This window comes from Pantoea sp. M_9, from assembly GCF_008631385.1.
Lineage (GTDB): Bacteria > Pseudomonadota > Gammaproteobacteria > Enterobacterales > Enterobacteriaceae > Pantoea > Pantoea eucrina.
In genome coordinates, this window is the sequence record NZ_VWUF01000003.1 from 164,723 (window position 1) to 181,888 (window position 17,166).

The following is a 17,166-nucleotide window of genomic DNA, read 5'->3' on the forward strand; positions in this document are numbered from 1 at the left end:
GCAAGCAGTTATCGCTTATTCTTTGATGCGCCAGTTCAGCGTCTCGCCGGCAAGAAATGGCACCAGCGTATCGTCGCCTGCGGTGACGCTTTCAGCCACCTGCCAGGGTTCACGGACCAGCGTCAGCGTTCCTTCGTTAAGCGGCAGGCCGTAAAAATTCGGGCCGTTTTCTGAGCAGAACGCTTCAAAGTGCTGCAGGGCGTTAAGCTCTTCAAACACGGTAAGGTAGGCAGGCAGAGAGGTCGGGGCGTTGAAGACGCCCGCACAGCCGCAGCCTGCTTCTTTGGCATGCCGCAGGTGGGGCGCAGTATCGGTACCAAGAAAAACGCGTGGATGGCCGCTGGCCACCAGCTGACGCAGCGCCTGCTGATGTGTGTTGCGCTTCAGAACAGGCAGGCAATAAAGATGAGGACGGATCCCGCCCACCAGCATATGGTTACGGTTAAACATCAAATGCTGCGGCGTAATGGTTGCACCCAGCAGTGCGTTGCCGTCAGCCACATAGTCAGCTGCCTCTTTTGTGGTGATGTGCTCCATGACCACTTTCAGGCCGGGAAACTGCTGGCGCAGCGGATGCAGTACGGTCTCAATAAAGCGCGCTTCGCGATCAAAAATATCGATGTGGGCATCAGTGACTTCACCGTGCACCAGCATCGGCATACCAATTTGCTGCATGCGATCCAGCACCGCAGCAATCGACGCCGTGTTCGTTACGCCGTGACTTGAATTAGTGGTAGCGTGCGCCGGATAGAGCTTGGCAGCAGTGAATAGGCCCGTACGAAATCCCGCTTCAATCTCATCGGGTTCAAGTGAATCGGTCAGATAGCAGGTCATCAACGGTGTAAAGCTGTGCGCAGCGGGCAGGGCGGCAAGAATGCGCGCGCGATACTCGCGGGCCGCTGCCACGCTGGTGACCGGCGGCACCAGATTTGGCATGACAATCGCCCGGCCATTCACGGCGCTGGTATAGGGCAGTACGCTTTCAAGCATCACGCCGTCGCGCAGGTGGATATGCCAGTCATCAGGGCGGCGAATGGTGATGTGCTGAGGTTGAGAAGTCATGGTCAGGCTCCGGCTTAAGTGAAAACAGAATGGCGCATTCAGGCCGGGGCGATATCTTAAGCGGGCAGGCAACCGTTTGCACGGCTTTTTATCACCGGAAAGTGATGACCCGTGCGGCCAGAAAAACGCTGGCCGCACGGGACGGTGTCAGTCGGTGAAAGGGATCACCAGCTGACCCGGTTTGACTTCCAGTCCTTTTGCCAGTTTTTTCGCCAGCGCTTCGCCTTTACTGCGGTCAGCGCTCAGCAGATAGGCTGGCCGTTCATTGAAATAGTGCTGCAGGGACTGATTGAGATAGGGGGTCAGCGTTTTCACAATCGACGCCATTTTTTCTGGCTCCACCTGCGCATCAACAATCGACAGGTTGTGCAGGTAGATGGCGCCTTCCTGCGCGTTATAAACCGGCTGCGCCTTCATTTTCAGCAGCATTTCAGCCTGCTGCGGGCCAAACAGTGAGGTGACATCAATTTTCGCTTTACCGGAGAGGGTGACGCGGTCAGGTTCTTCACGTCCGATTTCGCTGCTGAGATCGCTGAGCACGATATGCGCATTAATAAGGCCGGATACGCCGATCTCTTTTTCAAAATTGTTGCGCTTTTGCAGCGCCTGATTCACTTCCTGTTCCGTGATGGTGTATTGCGTCAGCTGATTGCAGCCGCTGAGCAGCAGCATGCCGAACAGCGCCGCGATCCCATAAAATTTCTTTTTCATTGCATCCTCGTTCCGGTGTGGCAAACAGCGCTAAGCCTGCCTGAATCGGCGCGAGGTGTCATCAGATAAGATGAGAAACCCGCGAACGGGTTCCTCCCGGTTTAACATTCAGGCGGCGATAGAAGAGAGCAGATTAACCTGCGTCTGTTTCGCCATGTTATCGCGGTAATCAGTGACGCGGCTTGGCCAGTCGATACCGGACACCAGCGTCAGCGAGCGCAGCAGCGGGAAGAGGTTGATATCATCCTCTGACAGCTCGCCGTTAACGGCGTTGGGCTTCACAATCAGGCGATCCAGCTGGCGCAGATCGTCACTGATCTTCTTGATCAGGCCAGGCGCGTGTTTACGCAGCTCGTCGAAATCACCGAGGCTCGCCTCTTTTTTATCGTGAAAATAGCGTCGCGCTTCCGGGGTGGCAAATTCAGCAAAAGCAGCATCGGCGATACGCGGAATTAAAAGCTTATTAATATAGCCGTTGACGTGGCGCAGCCAGTCGGCGATAGCGGGATTGGTTCTGCCGGTCAGCAGCGGTTCGCCATCCTGTTTGTCTACCCAATGCACAATATCCATGCTCTCCGGCATGGCGCTGCCATCCGCTTTTTGCAATACCGGCGCCATTTTCTGGCCGATTAATTTTACCGGTGTCGTCTCGTCATCATTGAGCATAACCACCAGTTCTACCGGCAGATTCTTTAAGCCAAAAATCATGCGCGCTTTGACGCAGAAGGGGCAGTGATCGTAGATGTAAAGTTTCATCCCGTTTCTCCTGTGGTTTTCCGGGTGAGGGATTCACCCTTTTTCCGATCCTGCCGGAAGTATGGAAGAGAACCGTGGAAGGGGCAAACCCTGCCCCTGTTCAGCAACGTTGTGTCGCAGCCTGCGGGGCGGTTATAGTGAAGAAAACGCCAGCGGCGTTTCACTCTCTTTCGCTAAGGATTTCAGGAGATTTGATGTTTGGCTATCGCTCTGCAGGCCCGCGCGTGCGGCTTACGACCGATCGTCTGGTGGTGCGTCTGGTGCATGAACGCGACGCCTGGCGGCTGGCAGACTATTACGCGGAAAACCGCGCGTTCCTCAAGCCGTGGGAGCCGGTGCGCGATGACAGCCACTGTTATCCCTCCGGCTGGCAGGCGCGGCTCGGCCTGATTGGCGATCTGCATAAGCAGGGCTCCGCTTTCTACTTTGTGCTGATGGACCCCGACGAGCGTGAGATCCGCGGCGTGGCAAATTTCAGCAATGTTCTGCGTGGCTCCTTTCACGCCTGCTATCTCGGCTATTCGCTGGGCGAAAAGTGGCAGGGGCAGGGCATGATGTTTGAAGCGCTGCAATCGGCAATTCGCTATATGCAGCGACAGCAGCGCATGCACCGCATTATGGCTAACTATATGCCGCACAATCAGCGCAGCGGCGATCTGCTGGCACGGCTCGGCTTCGAGCAGGAAGGCTATGCAAAAAACTATCTGCTCATTGATGGCCGCTGGCAGGATCACGTACTGACGGCGCTGACCTGGCATGCGTGGACGCCGGACAAGCGCACTCAATTTTAAAAGGAAACGGATCCATGAAAATCGCGCTCTCTTCCCAGGCGCTACGCGTGCTGGGTGCGCTGCTGGAAAAGCAGATCGCTACGCCTGAATATTACCCTCTGTCGCTGAACGGCGTGGTAGCCGCCTGTAATCAGAAATCGAACCGTGAACCGGTTATGACGCTCAGCGAAGAGGAGGTGCAGGCGCAGCTGGATGAGCTGGTTAAAAAACACCTGGTCACCGCTACCAGCGGTGCCAGCCAGCGGGTCAGCAAATATGCGCAGCGCTTCTGTAACTCTGCGTTTGGTCAGCTGCAGCTCAGCGCCGCTGAAGTCGCCGTGATGACCCTGCTGCTGCTGCGCGGGGCGCAAACGCCAGGCGAGCTGCGTACCCGCAGCGGCAGGCTGTATGAATTCAGCGATGTCAGTGAGGCCGAGCAGACGCTGGAGGGGCTGATGAGCCGGCAGGAGGGACCGCTGGTGGCAAGAATGGCGCGTGAGCCGGGCCGCCGCGAATGTCGCTACCGGCACCTGCTGGCCGCAGAGGAGACGGCCTGCTCGCCGTCTCCCGCCGCTGGTGAAGCGGAGCTCAGCTATCGGGTTGCCGCGCTGGAGCAGCAGGTGGCTGAACTGCAGATACAGCTGACTCAGCTGCTGGCACAGGAGCATTAAGATGACGCTGCGAATTGGTATTGCCGGTTTAGGCGGAATTGCACAGAAAGCCTGGCTGCCGGTGCTCTCGCAGGCAGAAGGCTGGCAGCTGGTGGGGGCATTTTCACCCAATCAGGTTAAGGCGGAGGCGGTATGCGCTCGTTATCGGATCGCCTGTTTTGACCGGCTTGACGCCCTGGCTGCCGCCTGCGACGCCGTGTTCGTGCACAGCAGCACCGCCTCGCATTTTGACGTGGTTCAGGCCCTGCTGCTGGCGGGAAAAGATGTCTGTGTGGATAAGCCGCTGGCAGAGACGCTGCAGCAGGCTGAAGCGCTGGTCGCGCTGGCGGAAAAGCGCCAGCGCAAACTCATGGTAGCGTTTAACCGGCGCTTTGCCCCGCGCTATCAGCAGCTGAAGCAGGAAATGCCGCGCGCCGCCTCGCTGCGGATCGAAAAGCATCGCATGGATAGCGTGGGGCCGCAGGGGCTGCGCTTTACGCTGCTGGATGATTATCTGCACGTGGTGGATACCGCCCTGTGGCTGGCGGGGGGCAAACTGCAGCCGGGTGATGGCCATATCCGGACCACAGATGAAGGCGCACTGCTCTACGCAGAGCACCATTTCAGCGCCGGCGGGCTGCAGGTCTCTACCAGCATGCACCGGCGCGCCGGCACGCAGCGGGAGGTGGTCACCGCGGTCTGCGACGGAGACTACTACCAGATTGAGGAGATGCGCGACTGGCAGCAGGAGAACAGCCGCGGGCTGCTGCGTGAGATGCCGCCTGCGTGGCAAAGCCATCTGACGCAGCGCGGTTTTACCGGCGCGGCGCATCACTTTATCCGCTGCGTGGAAAATCAGACTATGCCTGAAACCAGCGGCGAGCAGGCGCTGGTGGCGCAGCGTCTGACAGAAAAACTGATCCGCGAGGTGGAGCGGGAATAACGCCTTGTAACACTCGATGCTGGTCATTTGCCGCGACCTCAGTAGACTAACGCCGGGCATCGCGGATGCCCGTGCTGCATGGCGCTTTTTCCGACTTTTTCAGGACGCACCCTTCATTATGAATTTGCTAAAATCGCTGGCTGCGGTCAGTTCGATGACCCTGTTTTCCCGCGTGCTGGGCTTTGCCCGCGATGCCATTGTGGCGCGCGTATTTGGCGCCGGGATGGCGACGGATGCGTTTTTTGTAGCGTTTAAGCTGCCCAACCTGCTGCGCCGGATTTTTGCCGAGGGCGCGTTCTCACAGGCGTTTGTCCCGATTCTGGCGGAGTACAAAGCGAAGCAGGGTGAAGAGGCGACGCAGGTTTTTGTGGCGTATGTGTCAGGCCTGCTGACGCTGGCGCTGGCTGTGGTGACGGTACTGGGCATGCTCGCCGCGCCCTGGGTGATTATGATCACAGCCCCCGGCTTTGCGGATACCGCCGATAAATTTGCACTTACCAGCGCGCTGCTGCGGGTGACGTTCCCCTATATTATGCTGATCTCGCTGGCGTCGCTGGCGGGGGCGATCCTCAATACCTGGAATCGCTTTTCGGTTCCGGCGTTTGCGCCCACGCTGCTGAATATCAGCATGCTCGGCTTTGCGCTGTTTGCCGCACCGCACTTTAATCCGCCGATTATGGCGCTGGCGTGGGCGGTGGTGGTGGGCGGCGTGCTGCAGCTTGGCTACCAGCTGCCGCACCTGAAGAAGATAGGTATGCTGGTACTGCCGCGCATTAATCTGCGCGATGCCGGCGTCTGGCGCGTGATGCGCCAGATGGGACCGGCGATCCTCGGCGTATCAGTCAGCCAGATCTCGCTCATCATCAATACTATTTTCGCCTCCTTTCTGGTGTCAGGTTCCGTCTCCTGGATGTACTACGCTGACCGCCTGATGGAGTTCCCCTCCGGCGTGCTGGGCGTAGCGCTGGGGACCATTCTGCTGCCGTCGCTGGCGAAGAGCTTCTCCAGCGGCAACCAGGCCGAGTATTCACGGCTGATGGACTGGGGATTGCGCCTCTGTTTTCTGCTGGCGCTGCCCTGCGCGGTGGCGCTGGGCATTCTGGCCGGACCGCTGACGGTGGCGCTGTTTCAGTACGGTAAATTTACCGCGTTTGATGCGGCAATGACGCAGCGCGCGCTGATTGCCTATTCCGTTGGCCTGATGGGGCTGATTGTGGTCAAGGTGCTGGCGCCAGGATTCTACTCGCGGCAGGATATTAAAACGCCGGTGAAGATAGCGATAGTGACGCTGATTATGACGCAGCTGATGAATCTGGCGTTTATCGGTCCGCTGAAGCACGCGGGGCTGTCGCTGTCGATTGGGCTGGCGGCCTGCCTCAACGCTGCGCTGCTCTACTGGCAGCTGCGCAAACAGGATATTTTTCAGCCACAGCCAGGCTGGATGAGTTTTTTATTACGCCTGTTTATCGCGGTCGCGGTCATGGCCGCCGCGCTGTTGGGCATGCTGCAGGTGATGCCGGCATGGGAACAGGGCGAGATGGGCTGGCGGCTGGTGCGCCTGGCGGCGGTCTGTGCCGTCGGCGGGGGAGCCTATTTTGTGGTGCTCGGCGTGCTCGGGTTCCGGCCGCGCGATTTTGCCCGCCGCACCGTCGCCTGAATGCGCATTGCCAGGGCAGTCCGGCTGCCCTGGTCGCGGCTAAGGCGTCAGCCTTTGCTGCGCAGCGTGGCCTGGCCCAGTCCGCGTCCGTCCGGGCCATAAAATGCCTGGGTCTGATGCGGCTTCAGCACCTGCAGCGCATCGCGGGTAAACGCGACCTGATGCTGCAATAGCAGTCCGTTATGCTGATTGGCGTCGCGCAGCTGCTGCGTGACGCGCGCGATAGTGGCCCAGCGCCGGGCGATATCCTGCTGACCGCGATAGGGCGCCGCTATACCGAGCGTTTTCTCCGTATTATGGCGCATCTCATCCAGATAATTTAAGGTTGTCAGCAGCGCGGCTTTATCTTCAGTAATGCGCTGCAGCAGGTTGCCGTTAACCTGCCCGGCTGCGAGCTGCTGCTGCTCCTCCTCAATGATCTGAGTTAGTGAAGCCAGTACATCCTGCATTTTATCCAGGGTCGTCAGCAGATTATCCATCGGGATCAGTTGCCTTCTAAATATTTCCGGGTATCGGCAATTAATGCATCCGCAATTTTGCCGGTATCCATTTTCAGATCGCCATTGCGGATGGCGGTTTTTAACTGCTCAACGCGAGCGGTATTAATATCGCGACTGCCGGGCTCCTTCAGCTGCGCCTGAAGCGAGCTCAGACTGACTTCAGCACTCTTTTCACTGACAGCAGAGGCGGCCGGCGCGGTGTTCTGACGGACTCTGCCTGCGTTGTCGCTGGCGTCGCGGGGTTGTACCGTGCTGACCGGTTTCAACGGTTGGGTTTTGTCGATGCTCATGGCTTGGCTCCTGTAAGTACAGTGGAATGCGCCCACTGAATCGGCATAGGGTTATATTTTAGCTGTTACCTCTATCGGCTGAACACCTCTGTTCTTTAGCGCTTTAGAGTGATATCAGAATATTCCCATCCTCGCCGACGCGACCGCTTACCACCTGACCATTTCCCATACGTACCCGCACCGTCTGCGCGACGCCGGCATTGCTCAGCGCGCGGCCTTCGCTGCTGGCATTAAAGCCGTCGCCGCTCGCCGTGACCATCACCGACTGGCCGGTTTTAACCCGCCACGGCTGGCGCAGCATCGAAGCCGTAACCGGCTGACCGGGCGCTATATCCCGCAGGGCAATCGCCTCTGCGAGATGCGTGCCGTCAACCAGCGCGCGAGCCGGCAGCGTATCGAGCCGGCCCGTTTCCGTTCTGAAATCAGCCGCGCTGACGGCAGTGCCGCGCGTGAGCTGGTGATTCGCGACCAGATAGTCACCGGTCACCTGGACCTGCACCTGCAGATAGCGGCGATTCTGTCCGCAGCTGGCGGCAATGCTCAGATTACCCCACTGGCGGCTGTTACCGGGCAGCTGCAGCTGCGGCGTCTCACAGGCGGGCCACTGTGCGGATGGGGTACGAACAATGACCACCATGCCAGCGGCGTGCTGCGGATCGCGCGCTTTAAAATAGGATGTCAGCTGCGCGTTCAGATCGGCTGCATAGCCTGGCAGCGCCAGCAGCAGTACCGCCAGAATCAGCCCATGTGTTGCTCTGCGCATAACGCCTCCCACTGAAAGTTGCTGATGAGTCTACCCGCTGCAAAAAAAAATCAAGGGTAAAAATAGCCGTGATTTTTGCTGTTATTCAGACGATCGCCCTTGCAATCCCCCGATTAAGCTGTCAGCTCAAAATTTTCATTCGCGGAGGAAGCATGCTCGACAAACTCGATGCCGCACTGCGATTCGGTACCGAAGCGTTAAACCTGCGTGCACAGCGTCAGGAGATTCTGGCGTCAAATATTGCGAATGCGGATACCCCAGGGTATCAGGCGCGCGATATCGACTTTGCCAGCCAGCTGAACAAAGTGATGCAGAACGGCCGCGCGCAGGGCAGCGGTCTGGCGCTGAATGTGACCTCATCGCGCCATATTGAAGCACAAACGCAGGCGCAGCCCGCGATGGATCTGCTGTATCGCATTCCTGACCAGCCCGCTGCAGATGGCAACACGGTCGATATGGATCGCGAACGTACGCAGTTCGCCGATAACAGCCTGAAGTATCAAACCGATCTCACCCTCATCAGCAGCCAGATCAAAGGCATGATGAGCGTACTGCAGGGGCAATAAGCATGGCATTGCTGAATATTTTTGATATCGCCGGCTCGGCGATGACCGCACAGTCGCAGCGGCTTAACGTCAGCGCCAGTAACCTGGCTAACGCCGACAGCGTAACCGGACCGGATGGACAGCCTTATGTGGCAAAGCAGGTTATTTTCCAGACCAATGCCGCCCAGGGCGCAGCCACCGGCGGCGTCAAAGTGGCTGGCGTGGTCAACGATCCTACGCCCGCAAAATTGGTCTATGACCCGGGCAATCCGATGGCCGATCAGAAAGGCTACGTAAAAATGCCCAATGTGGATGTGGTGGCTGAAACGGTCAACACCATGTCTGCGTCGCGCAGCTATCAGGCCAACGTCGAAGTCCTGAACACAGTGAAGTCGATGATGATGAAAACGCTCACCATCGGGCAGTAACGGAGAGATACGATGAGCTTAACCGTAGGCATTAAAGACAATCTCGACCCGACGATCCTGAGTTCCGGCTCGGCCGGCACCGGCAACAGCGCGCAGGAGCTGCAGAACCAGTTTCTGAACATGCTGGTAACGCAGATGCAGAATCAGGATCCGACCAATCCGATGGATAACAGCCAGCTCACCACGCAGCTGGCGCAGATCAACACCCTGAGCGGGATTGAGAAGCTGAACACCACGCTGGGATCGATCTCCGGCCAGATCAGCACCAGCCAGTCACTGCAGAGCTCAACGCTGATTGGGCATGGCGTGATGGTCAAAGGCGATCAGGTACTGGTCGGCAAAGGCACCACGACGCCGTTTGGTGTGGAGCTGGGTACGGCGTCAACCGGCACCGGCGTGACCATTAAAGATGCCAACGGCAACGTGGTACGTAACATCGATCTGGGCGGCCTGACCGCAGGGGTACACACCTTCTCCTGGGATGGCAAGCTCGATGACGGCAGCGTCGCGCCAGATGGCAAATATTCTGTAGCACTCGCCGCCAGCAATGGCAGCACACAGCTGGTGGCACAGCCGCTGAACTACGCCTATGTCAATGGCGTCAGCACCGTGAACAACACCGCAAAACTGGATCTCGGCACCATGGGCTCCGCGACCCTCGATGAAATTCGTCAGATTCTCTGACTAACCCCTTAGCAGGAGAGATTACATGTCTTTTTCACAAGCGGTGAGCGGCCTGGGTGCTGCTTCCAGCAACCTTGATGTCATTGGTAACAACATCGCCAACTCCGCCACGGCGGGCTTTAAGTCGAGCACCATCGCGTTTGCCGACATGTTCGCAGGCTCTAACGTCGGTATGGGAACCAAAGTGGCGGCGGTGATCCAGAACTTCAACGACGGCACCACCACCTCAACCAGCCGCGGGCTGGATGTGGCGCTGAGCGGTAACGGCTTCTTCCGTATGACCGACGCCAGCGGCGGCGTGTTCTACTCACGCAACGGTCAGTTTACGCTGGATGAAAACCGTAACCTGGTGAACACCCAGGGGATGAAAGTGACCGGCTACCCGGCAAACGGCACCCCGCCGACCATTCAGAACGGTGCGAACCCGATTGCGCTGAGCATTCCCACCACGCAGATGTCAGCGCGCGCCACTACCGCGGCGACCCTGGTGTCAAACCTGAACTCAACCGATGCGATCCCGACCGTCACGCCGTTTGATACCAGCAAAGTGGACAGCTATAACGCGAAAAGCACCGTGACCGTGTATGACTCGCAGGGTAACGATCATGCGCTGGATCTCTACTACGCCAAGAGCGCGGATAATACCTGGGCGGTGCACGCGATCGACTCTACCACCGGTAAAGCCGCCGGTGACTTTACGATGACCTTTGACACCAGCGGCAAGCTGACCTCCGCTAGCACTATCCGTCTGACCATTGATGGCTCTAACGGCGCCGCAGCGAACCAGCGGGTTGATCTGAGCGTACTGGGCAGCCTGCAGCAGAACACCGGCGCGACCAACTTTGGTAACCCGACGCAGGATGGCTATGCGCCAGGCGACCTCACCGGCTACACCATTAACGATGACGGCACCATCAGCGGGACTTACTCCAACCGTAAAACCCAGCTGCTGGGTCAGATCGTACTGGCCAGCTTCTCCAACCCGGAAGGGCTGAAGTCAGAAGGGGATAACGTCTGGTCCGCCTCCAGCTCATCGGGTCAGGCCGCGATCGGTCTGGCCGGTACCGGCACCTACGGCAGCCTCACCTCTGGCGCGCTGGAAGCCTCTAACGTCGATCTGAGTAAAGAGCTGGTGAACATGATCGTGGCACAGCGTAACTACCAGGCGAATAGCCAGACCATTAAGACCCAGGATCAGATCCTTAACACCCTGGTTAACCTTCGTTAATACGCTAACGGGATTGCTTTATGGATCACGCAATATATACCGCGATGGGCGCGGCCAGTCAGACGATGGAGCAGCAGTCTGTTACCGCCAGCAACCTCGCCAATGCTTCGACACCGGGCTTCCGGGCGCAGCTGAATGCGCTGCGCGCGGTGCCGGTCAGCGGCTGGTCTCTGCCAACGCGCACGCTGGTAGCCGCCTCAACGCCGGGTGCCGATATGACGCAGGGTTCGCTCGACTACACCGAGCGTCCGCTGGATGTGGCGGTACAGCAGGATGGCTGGCTGGCCGTACGCACCGCCGATGGCAGTGAAGCCTATACCCGTAACGGGAATATGCAGATCAGCCCCACCGGTCAGCTGACCATTCAGGGCAATCCCGTCATGGGTGACGGCGGACCGATTGCGGTGCCGCAGGGTGCACAGCTCACCATCGCGGCAGATGGCTCTATCACCGCGCTCAATGCGGGCGATGCACCTAACGCCACGGTTCAGCTGGGCCGGCTCAAGCTGGTGCGCGCCACCGGGCAGGAGCTGACGCGCGGTGATGACGGCATGTTTCGTCCCAGCGCGGCGACCCAGGCGCAGCGCGGTGCTGCACTGGCTAACGACGCGACGGTACAGGTGATGCCGGGCGTGCTGGAAGGCAGCAACGTCAAGCCGGTTGAAACCATGGTCGATATGATCGCCAACGCCCGACGGTTTGAGATGCAGATGAAAGTGATCTCAAACGTTGATGAAAACGAACAGCGCGCTAATCAGCTGCTCAATATGAGCAGCTAAGGCGTAAGGAAAACAGAATGATTCGTTCTTTATGGATCGCGAAAACCGGTCTTGACGCACAGCAAACCAATATGGACGTCATTGCCAACAACCTGGCAAACGTCAGCACCAACGGCTTTAAGCGTTCGCGCGCGGTCTTCGAAGATCTGATGTATCAGACGCTGCGTCAGCCTGGGGCGCAATCCTCTGAGCAGACTACGCTGCCGTCTGGTCTGCAGATCGGTACCGGTGTACGCCCGGTCACCACTGAGCGTCTGCATAACCAGGGCAACCTGTCGCAGACCAGCAACTCAAAAGATGTGGCGGTAAACGGACAGGGCTATTTTCAGGTGCAGATGCCGGATGGCACCTCTGCCTATACGCGTGATGGCTCTTTCCAGGTGGATCAGAATGGTCAGCTGGTGACCAACGCCGGGTTCCCGGTACAGCCGGGTATCACGATCCCGGCAAACGCCACCAGTATTACGATTGCCCGCGATGGTGTGGTTACGGTGACGCAGCAGGGGCAGGCGCAGCCCGCACAGGTGGGTCAGCTCACGCTGAGCACCTTTATGAACGATGCCGGTCTCGACAGCGTCGGCGAGAACCTCTATCAGGAGACGCAGGCGTCCGGCGCGCCTACTGAGAGCACGCCTGGTCAGAACGGCGCAGGCCTGCTCTATCAGGGATATGTGGAAACCTCAAACGTCAACGTGGCGGAAGAGCTGGTGACCATGATCCAGACGCAGCGCGCGTATGAAATTAACAGCAAAGCGATCAGTACTTCCGATCAGATGCTGCAGAAACTCACCCAGCTTTAATGCCGGGATCGTTGGGCCACTCCGCTGGCCCGATTAAGAACATACAGAAGGTCAGAACTCCGTGGCGAAGCAAGCGATTCTCAAGCCTGGTCATTGGTTAGTAGCGACGCTGCTACTGACGCTCAACGGTTGTGCGCTGGTGCCGCGCACGCCACTGGTACAAGGGGTAACCACGGCAGAGCCTACGCCGTCTGCGCCACCGGTGGTGAACGGCTCTATTTTTCAGGGCGTTGCGCCGCTGAACTACGGCTACCAGCCGCTGTTTGAGGATCGTCGCCCACGCAATATTGGTGACACGCTGACCATCACGCTGCAGGAGAACGTCAGCGCGAGCAAAAGCTCCTCCGCCAGCGCTAACCGCAATGGCAGCAACAGCTTTGGCGTAACCGGCGTGCCGACCGGGCTGGAAGGCCTGCTGGGCGCAGGCGGTGAGAAAGCCGCACTGAGCGCCGGCGGCAAAAATGATTTTGCAGGTAAAGGGGGCGCCACCGCCAACAACACCTTTACCGGCACCATCACCGTGACCGTGAATCAGGTGCTCTCTAACGGCAACCTGCGCGTCGTGGGTGAGAAACAGATTGAGATCAATCAGGGCACCGAATTTATTCGTTTCTCTGGCGTGGTGAATCCGCGCACCATCAGTGCCAGCAACGCCGTGCTCTCTACTCAGGTGGCCGATGCGCGCATTGAGTACGTAGGTAACGGTTATATCAATGAGGCGCAGACTATGGGCTGGTTCCAGCGCTTCTTCCTGAACATCTCGCCGATGTAAGAGGTTATGATGAAAAAAAGTATTTTGCTGCGCGCGGGTCTCGGTTTACTGCTCGCTGTCAGCAGTCTGATGGCGCAGGCAGATCGCATTCGCGATTTGACCAGCATCCAGGGCGTGCGCGAAAACCAGCTGATTGGCTATGGGCTGGTAGTGGGACTGGACGGCACCGGAGACCAGACCACTCAGACACCATTCACCACCCAGACGGTCAGCAACATGCTCTCCCAGCTGGGGATCACCGTGCCGGCTGGCACCAATATGCAGCTGAAAAACGTGGCGGCAGTAATGGTCACAGCGAAACTCCCTTCGTTTGCCCGTCAGGGACAGACGCTGGACGTTGTGGTCTCTTCGCTGGGTAACGCCAAAAGCCTGCGCGGCGGTACGCTGCTGATGACGCCGATGAAAGGGGTGGATAATCAGGTGTATGCGCTGGCGCAGGGAAATATTCTGGTCGGCGGCGCGGGCGCGTCGGCCGGCGGCAGCAGCGTACAGGTTAACCAGCTTAACGGCGGCCGTATTACCGGCGGCGCGACCGTTGAGCGCGAGCTGCAGAGCAACTTTGGCAGCCAGAACACCATTAACCTGCAGCTGAATAATGAAGATTTCACCATGGCGCAGCGCATTGCGGATGCCATCAACAGTCGCGGCATCGGGTCGGCACTGCCGCTGGATGCGCGCACTGTACAGATCCGCGTCTCACCCAACAACAGCTCTCAGGTGCGGGCGCTGGCGGAGATCCAGAACATTGATGTCTCTGTGCCGCTGGAAGATGCCAAAGTGATCGTCAACTCACGCACCGGCACGGTGGTGATGAACCGCGAGGTTACGCTGAACAGCTGTGCAGTGGCGCAGGGGAATCTGTCGGTCACGGTGAATCAGCAGCAGAACGTCAGCCAGCCCGATACGCCGCTGGCCGGTGGACAGACGGTGGCGACAACGCAGACGCAGATCGATCTGCGGCAGAGCGGTGGCGCACTGCAGCGCGTCAACGCCAGCGCAAATCTGAACAATGTGGTGCGTGCCCTGAATGCGCTGGGTGCAACGCCGATAGAGCTGATGTCGATTCTGCAATCGATGGAGAGCGCAGGCTGTCTGCGCGCGAAGCTGGAAATCATCTGATGACCGATATGCAATCGCTGAACAATGCGGCGTATGACAGCCGCTCGCTGAACGAGCTGAAACGCCAGGCCGCTGCCGATCCCAAAGGAAAAGCGCTGCAGGTGGCGAAACAGGTAGAGGGCATGTTCGTGCAGATGATGCTGAAAAGCATGCGCGACGCGCTGCCGCAGGATGGCGCGCTGAGCAACGATCAGACGCGACTCTACACCTCGCTCTACGATCAGCAGATTGCGCAGGAGATAGGCAAACGCGGACTGGGTCTGGCTGACACGATTGTCAAACAGATGCAGCCCGCGCAGGCGCCGGATGAGCGGGCCGGCACGCTCCCGATGAAGCTGGATAACAGCTTCATCTACAGCAGCAACAACAGCGTGCCGATGCAGCTGGAACAGATTGTGCGTAAAGCCGTACCGCGTCTGCCGGTTGCGCCTGTAAACCTGCCTTCTGACAGCAGTGAGTTTATCGCCCAGCTGGCGCAGCCGGCGAAACTCGCCAGCCAGCAGAGTGGTATTCCGCACCACCTGATCCTGGCGCAGGCGGCGCTGGAGTCGGGCTGGGGCCAGCGTCAGATCCTGACCCGCGACGGCAAGCCGAGCTATAACGTGTTTGGTATCAAGGCGAGCGGCGACTGGAAAGGCGACACCACGGATATCATGACCACCGAGTATGAGGCGGGCGAGGCGAAGAAAGTGCGCGCCAGCTTCCGCGTCTATGGCTCCTACCTTGAGGCGCTGACCGACTATGTGCGCCTGCTGTCGAAAAATCCGCGCTATGCGGCGGTCACCAGCGCGCCGAGTGCGGAACAGGGCGCGCGCGCGCTGCAGGCGGCGGGGTACGCCACCGATCCGAAGTATGCGCAAAAACTGGTAGGAATGATCCAGCAATTCAAAAACATGGGCGAAAAAGTCGTAAAAGCTTATGGCCAGGATATCACCGATCTGTTCTGACGTCTTAGCCTCAAGTTTCCCTTAAGCACGCCGATAACATTTATATGTTGCGGGCGCCTGCCGTCCGCACAACTGCACTGATGACTGCCAGCCCGGTTAACGGGAAAGAAAGGAACCGAGATGTCCAGTATAATTAACTCCGCAATGAGCGGGCTGAGCGCCGCACAGGCCGCATTAAGCACCACCAGCAATAACATCAGTAACTACACCGTGGCGGGCTACTCGCGGCAGACTATTCTGCTGTCGCAGGCTAACAGCACGCTGCAGGGCAACAGCTATTATGGCAACGGCGTGAATGTCAGCGGCGTACAGCGTGAGTATGATGAGTTCATCACGACGCAGCTGCGTGGCTCCAGCGCCAGCTACAGCGCGGTCAATACCCAGCATAATCAGATCTCCAATATTGACGATCTGCTCTCTACGTCTACCACCAGCCTCTCAACATCGATACAGAGCTTTTTTACTAACGTACAGAACGTGGTCAGTAACGCCAACGATCCGTCAGCGCGTCAGTCTATGCTGAGTTATGCGCAGGGGCTGGTTAATCAGTTCCAGACCACGTCGCAATACCTTAATAACATGCAGACCAGCGTGAATACCGATATCGCTGCCAGCGTCGATCAGGTCAATACCTTTACGCGCCAGATTGCCGACCTTAATACGCAGATTGCAAAGCTCACCACCGGCGGTGGCGCTGCCCCTAACGACCTGATGGATCAGCGCGATCAGCTGGTCAACAGCCTGAACAATGTGGTGGGCGTGAAAGTTGCGCAGCAGGATGGCAGCTATATCGTCTCAGCAGGCAATATCACCCTGGTTAACGGCCGGAATGCGACCAGCCTGGTGGCGATGCCTTCCTGCGCCGACTCCACGCGCCTTACCGTTGGCTACAGCGACAAACAGGCCGGCAACGTAGCGATCCCGGAAAAAACGCTGACCACCGGCTCGCTGGGTGGATTGCTGGCGTTTCGTACACAGGATCTGGACGGCGCCCAGAACCAGCTGGGCCAGCTGGCCGCAGCGTTTACCACCGCATTCAACGACGTGCATCAGGGCGGTTTTGACAGTGAAGGCAACGCAGGAAAAGCGTTCTTTACCATCGGCAGTCCGGATGTGGTCAGTAACCTGAAAAACACCTCAACGGCATCGGTCAGCGCCAGCTGGAGTGACGCCAGCGCCCTGAAAGCGTCCAACTATACCGTTAGCTATGAGAGCGGCACCTGGTCCGTTACCCGTGCTGCCGATAACGTGCGTTTTGACGTAGCGCCGGCGGCCGACGGCACGCTGAATTTTGATGGTCTGCAGCTGACGGTCAGCGGCAGCGCGAATAGCGGTGACAGTTTTCTGGTTAAGCCGGTACAGAATGTGATTGGCGGCATGTCGGTGGCCATCACCAGCGAGTCAGAGATCGCAGCAGCAGCAGCGAAAGGCAGCGGCGAAAGCGACAACCGCAACGCACAGAAGCTGCTTGATCTGCAGGACAGCAAGCTGGTTAACGGAAATGCAACGATTGCGCAGGCTTATGCCAGCCTTGTCAGCAGCGTGGGCAACAAAACCAACTCGCTGGAAACCGCCAGCACCACGCAGAAAAACGTGGTCACGCAGCTGAGTAACCGGCAGCAGTCTGTCTCCGGCGTCAACCTTGATGAAGAGTACGCCAACCTGACGAAGTATCAGCAGTTTTATATGGCGAATGCGCAGGTATTGCAGACCGCCAGCGCGGTGTTTAATGCGCTGATGGGCATTCGCAGCTAAGCAGAGG

At 58.5% G+C, this 17,166-nt stretch carries 20 protein-coding genes; 14 read left to right on the forward strand and 6 right to left on the reverse strand.

From position 1 onward, the window contains the following. Positions 1–15: 15 nt before the first annotated feature. From pyrC to grxB, 3 genes are all read right to left on the reverse strand, one after another. The gene (gene pyrC / locus F3I15_RS07575; RefSeq protein WP_150017317.1) at positions 16–1,062 is read right to left on the reverse strand and encodes a dihydroorotase; all 1,047 of its coding nucleotides are present in this window, start codon (positions 1,060–1,062) and stop codon (positions 16–18) included. A gap of 147 nt (positions 1,063–1,209) precedes the next feature. Continuing rightward, complete coding sequence (locus tag F3I15_RS07580) at positions 1,210–1,773, reverse strand: lipoprotein (RefSeq protein WP_108569235.1); 564 nt, start codon at positions 1,771–1,773, stop codon at positions 1,210–1,212. A gap of 108 nt (positions 1,774–1,881) precedes the next feature. Further along, entirely contained in the window at positions 1,882–2,529 is a 648-nt protein-coding gene (grxB, locus tag F3I15_RS07585) for a glutaredoxin 2 (RefSeq protein ID WP_150017318.1), read from the reverse strand. A gap of 194 nt (positions 2,530–2,723) precedes the next feature. Here grxB and rimJ point away from each other — a divergent pair, with 194 nt between their 5' ends. The 4 genes from rimJ (at position 2,724) to murJ (ending at position 6,549) form a co-directional block, all read left to right on the forward strand. Further along, positions 2,724–3,320: a ribosomal protein S5-alanine N-acetyltransferase gene (gene rimJ, locus F3I15_RS07590; RefSeq protein ID WP_150017319.1), complete on the forward strand. Its 597-nt coding sequence runs from the start codon at positions 2,724–2,726 to the stop codon at positions 3,318–3,320. A 14-nt stretch (positions 3,321–3,334) separates the two neighbouring features. Then, the gene (locus F3I15_RS07595) at positions 3,335–3,970 is read left to right on the forward strand and encodes a YceH family protein (RefSeq protein WP_150017320.1); all 636 of its coding nucleotides are present in this window, start codon (positions 3,335–3,337) and stop codon (positions 3,968–3,970) included. A gap of 1 nt (position 3,971) precedes the next feature. Then, positions 3,972–4,892, forward strand: coding sequence for a Gfo/Idh/MocA family protein (locus tag F3I15_RS07600; RefSeq protein WP_150017321.1), 921 nt, complete (start codon positions 3,972–3,974; stop codon positions 4,890–4,892). Positions 4,893–5,010: 118 nt separating this feature from the next. Further along, positions 5,011–6,549, forward strand: a complete 1,539-nt coding sequence (murJ, locus tag F3I15_RS07605) for a murein biosynthesis integral membrane protein MurJ (protein ID WP_150017322.1) — start codon at positions 5,011–5,013, stop codon at positions 6,547–6,549. Between the two features lie 47 nt (positions 6,550–6,596). On the opposite strand, the gene flgN is transcribed toward murJ, so the two are convergent. The 3 genes from flgN to flgA all read right to left on the reverse strand — a co-directional run bounded on the left by flgN (position 6,597) and on the right by flgA (position 8,102). Then, positions 6,597–7,028 carry a flagellar export chaperone FlgN gene (gene flgN / locus F3I15_RS07610; RefSeq protein WP_108569241.1) on the reverse strand — a complete coding sequence of 144 codons (432 nt, stop codon included), beginning with the start codon at positions 7,026–7,028 and terminating at the stop codon, positions 6,597–6,599. A gap of 5 nt (positions 7,029–7,033) precedes the next feature. Next, entirely contained in the window at positions 7,034–7,339 is a 306-nt protein-coding gene (flgM, locus tag F3I15_RS07615) for a flagellar biosynthesis anti-sigma factor FlgM (RefSeq protein ID WP_150017323.1), read from the reverse strand. Between the two features lie 103 nt (positions 7,340–7,442). Further along, complete coding sequence (flgA, locus tag F3I15_RS07620) at positions 7,443–8,102, reverse strand: flagellar basal body P-ring formation chaperone FlgA (protein WP_150017324.1); 660 nt, start codon at positions 8,100–8,102, stop codon at positions 7,443–7,445. A gap of 152 nt (positions 8,103–8,254) precedes the next feature. Here flgA and flgB point away from each other — a divergent pair, with 152 nt between their 5' ends. The 10 genes from flgB to flgK all read left to right on the forward strand — a co-directional run bounded on the left by flgB (position 8,255) and on the right by flgK (position 17,159). Next, positions 8,255–8,668, forward strand: coding sequence for a flagellar basal body rod protein FlgB (gene flgB, locus F3I15_RS07625; protein WP_039383791.1), 414 nt, complete (start codon positions 8,255–8,257; stop codon positions 8,666–8,668). A 2-nt stretch (positions 8,669–8,670) separates the two neighbouring features. After that, positions 8,671–9,075 (forward strand): flagellar basal body rod protein FlgC, encoded by a 405-nt coding sequence (gene flgC, locus F3I15_RS07630; RefSeq protein ID WP_039383794.1) that lies wholly within the window; start codon positions 8,671–8,673, stop codon positions 9,073–9,075. A 12-nt stretch (positions 9,076–9,087) separates the two neighbouring features. Beyond that, on the forward strand, positions 9,088–9,759 hold the full coding sequence (gene flgD, locus F3I15_RS07635; protein ID WP_071668728.1) for a flagellar hook assembly protein FlgD: 672 nt from the start codon (positions 9,088–9,090) through the stop codon (positions 9,757–9,759). A 25-nt stretch (positions 9,760–9,784) separates the two neighbouring features. Beyond that, positions 9,785–10,987 (forward strand): flagellar hook protein FlgE, encoded by a 1,203-nt coding sequence (gene flgE, locus F3I15_RS07640; protein ID WP_150017325.1) that lies wholly within the window; start codon positions 9,785–9,787, stop codon positions 10,985–10,987. Between the two features lie 20 nt (positions 10,988–11,007). Next, a complete protein-coding gene (locus tag F3I15_RS07645; RefSeq protein WP_039383802.1) occupies positions 11,008–11,766 on the forward strand; it encodes a flagellar basal body rod protein FlgF in 759 nt (252 codons plus the stop codon). A gap of 17 nt (positions 11,767–11,783) precedes the next feature. Further along, the gene (gene flgG, locus F3I15_RS07650) at positions 11,784–12,566 is read left to right on the forward strand and encodes a flagellar basal-body rod protein FlgG (RefSeq protein WP_039383803.1); all 783 of its coding nucleotides are present in this window, start codon (positions 11,784–11,786) and stop codon (positions 12,564–12,566) included. A gap of 61 nt (positions 12,567–12,627) precedes the next feature. Beyond that, the gene (locus F3I15_RS07655; protein WP_039383804.1) at positions 12,628–13,338 is read left to right on the forward strand and encodes a flagellar basal body L-ring protein FlgH; all 711 of its coding nucleotides are present in this window, start codon (positions 12,628–12,630) and stop codon (positions 13,336–13,338) included. Between the two features lie 69 nt (positions 13,339–13,407). Then, entirely contained in the window at positions 13,408–14,457 is a 1,050-nt protein-coding gene (locus F3I15_RS07660; RefSeq protein ID WP_255474550.1) for a flagellar basal body P-ring protein FlgI, read from the forward strand. Then, positions 14,457–15,404: a flagellar assembly peptidoglycan hydrolase FlgJ gene (gene flgJ / locus F3I15_RS07665; RefSeq protein WP_150017326.1), complete on the forward strand. Its 948-nt coding sequence runs from the start codon at positions 14,457–14,459 to the stop codon at positions 15,402–15,404. Before F3I15_RS07660 ends, flgJ begins: the two co-directional genes overlap by 1 nt. 120 nt (positions 15,405–15,524) lie before the next feature. Further along, complete coding sequence (flgK, locus tag F3I15_RS07670; protein WP_150017327.1) at positions 15,525–17,159, forward strand: flagellar hook-associated protein FlgK; 1,635 nt, start codon at positions 15,525–15,527, stop codon at positions 17,157–17,159. Positions 17,160–17,166: the final 7 nt, after the last annotated feature.

What these genes read in the sequence shown, in the direction of transcription:
- flgM (WP_150017323.1), bottom strand. Translation starts at nt 7,339, where the DNA reads ATGAGCATCGACAAAACCCAACCGTTGAAACCGGTCAGCACGGTACAA.
- flgB (WP_039383791.1), top strand. Translation starts at nt 8,255, where the DNA reads ATGCTCGACAAACTCGATGCCGCACTGCGATTCGGTACCGAAGCGTTA.
- rimJ (WP_150017319.1), top strand. Translation starts at nt 2,724, where the DNA reads ATGTTTGGCTATCGCTCTGCAGGCCCGCGCGTGCGGCTTACGACCGAT.
- flgG (WP_039383803.1), top strand. Translation starts at nt 11,784, where the DNA reads ATGATTCGTTCTTTATGGATCGCGAAAACCGGTCTTGACGCACAGCAA.
- F3I15_RS07580 (WP_108569235.1), bottom strand. Translation starts at nt 1,773, where the DNA reads ATGAAAAAGAAATTTTATGGGATCGCGGCGCTGTTCGGCATGCTGCTG.
- F3I15_RS07660 (WP_255474550.1), top strand. Translation starts at nt 13,408, where the DNA reads ATGGCGCAGGCAGATCGCATTCGCGATTTGACCAGCATCCAGGGCGTG.
- flgJ (WP_150017326.1), top strand. Translation starts at nt 14,457, where the DNA reads ATGACCGATATGCAATCGCTGAACAATGCGGCGTATGACAGCCGCTCG.
- F3I15_RS07595 (WP_150017320.1), top strand. Translation starts at nt 3,335, where the DNA reads ATGAAAATCGCGCTCTCTTCCCAGGCGCTACGCGTGCTGGGTGCGCTG.
- flgK (WP_150017327.1), top strand. Translation starts at nt 15,525, where the DNA reads ATGTCCAGTATAATTAACTCCGCAATGAGCGGGCTGAGCGCCGCACAG.
- flgC (WP_039383794.1), top strand. Translation starts at nt 8,671, where the DNA reads ATGGCATTGCTGAATATTTTTGATATCGCCGGCTCGGCGATGACCGCA.
- F3I15_RS07600 (WP_150017321.1), top strand. Translation starts at nt 3,972, where the DNA reads ATGACGCTGCGAATTGGTATTGCCGGTTTAGGCGGAATTGCACAGAAA.
- flgD (WP_071668728.1), top strand. Translation starts at nt 9,088, where the DNA reads ATGAGCTTAACCGTAGGCATTAAAGACAATCTCGACCCGACGATCCTG.
- flgN (WP_108569241.1), bottom strand. Translation starts at nt 7,028, where the DNA reads ATGGATAATCTGCTGACGACCCTGGATAAAATGCAGGATGTACTGGCT.
- flgA (WP_150017324.1), bottom strand. Translation starts at nt 8,102, where the DNA reads ATGCGCAGAGCAACACATGGGCTGATTCTGGCGGTACTGCTGCTGGCG.
- grxB (WP_150017318.1), bottom strand. Translation starts at nt 2,529, where the DNA reads ATGAAACTTTACATCTACGATCACTGCCCCTTCTGCGTCAAAGCGCGC.
- pyrC (WP_150017317.1), bottom strand. Translation starts at nt 1,062, where the DNA reads ATGACTTCTCAACCTCAGCACATCACCATTCGCCGCCCTGATGACTGG.
- flgE (WP_150017325.1), top strand. Translation starts at nt 9,785, where the DNA reads ATGTCTTTTTCACAAGCGGTGAGCGGCCTGGGTGCTGCTTCCAGCAAC.
- murJ (WP_150017322.1), top strand. Translation starts at nt 5,011, where the DNA reads ATGAATTTGCTAAAATCGCTGGCTGCGGTCAGTTCGATGACCCTGTTT.
- F3I15_RS07645 (WP_039383802.1), top strand. Translation starts at nt 11,008, where the DNA reads ATGGATCACGCAATATATACCGCGATGGGCGCGGCCAGTCAGACGATG.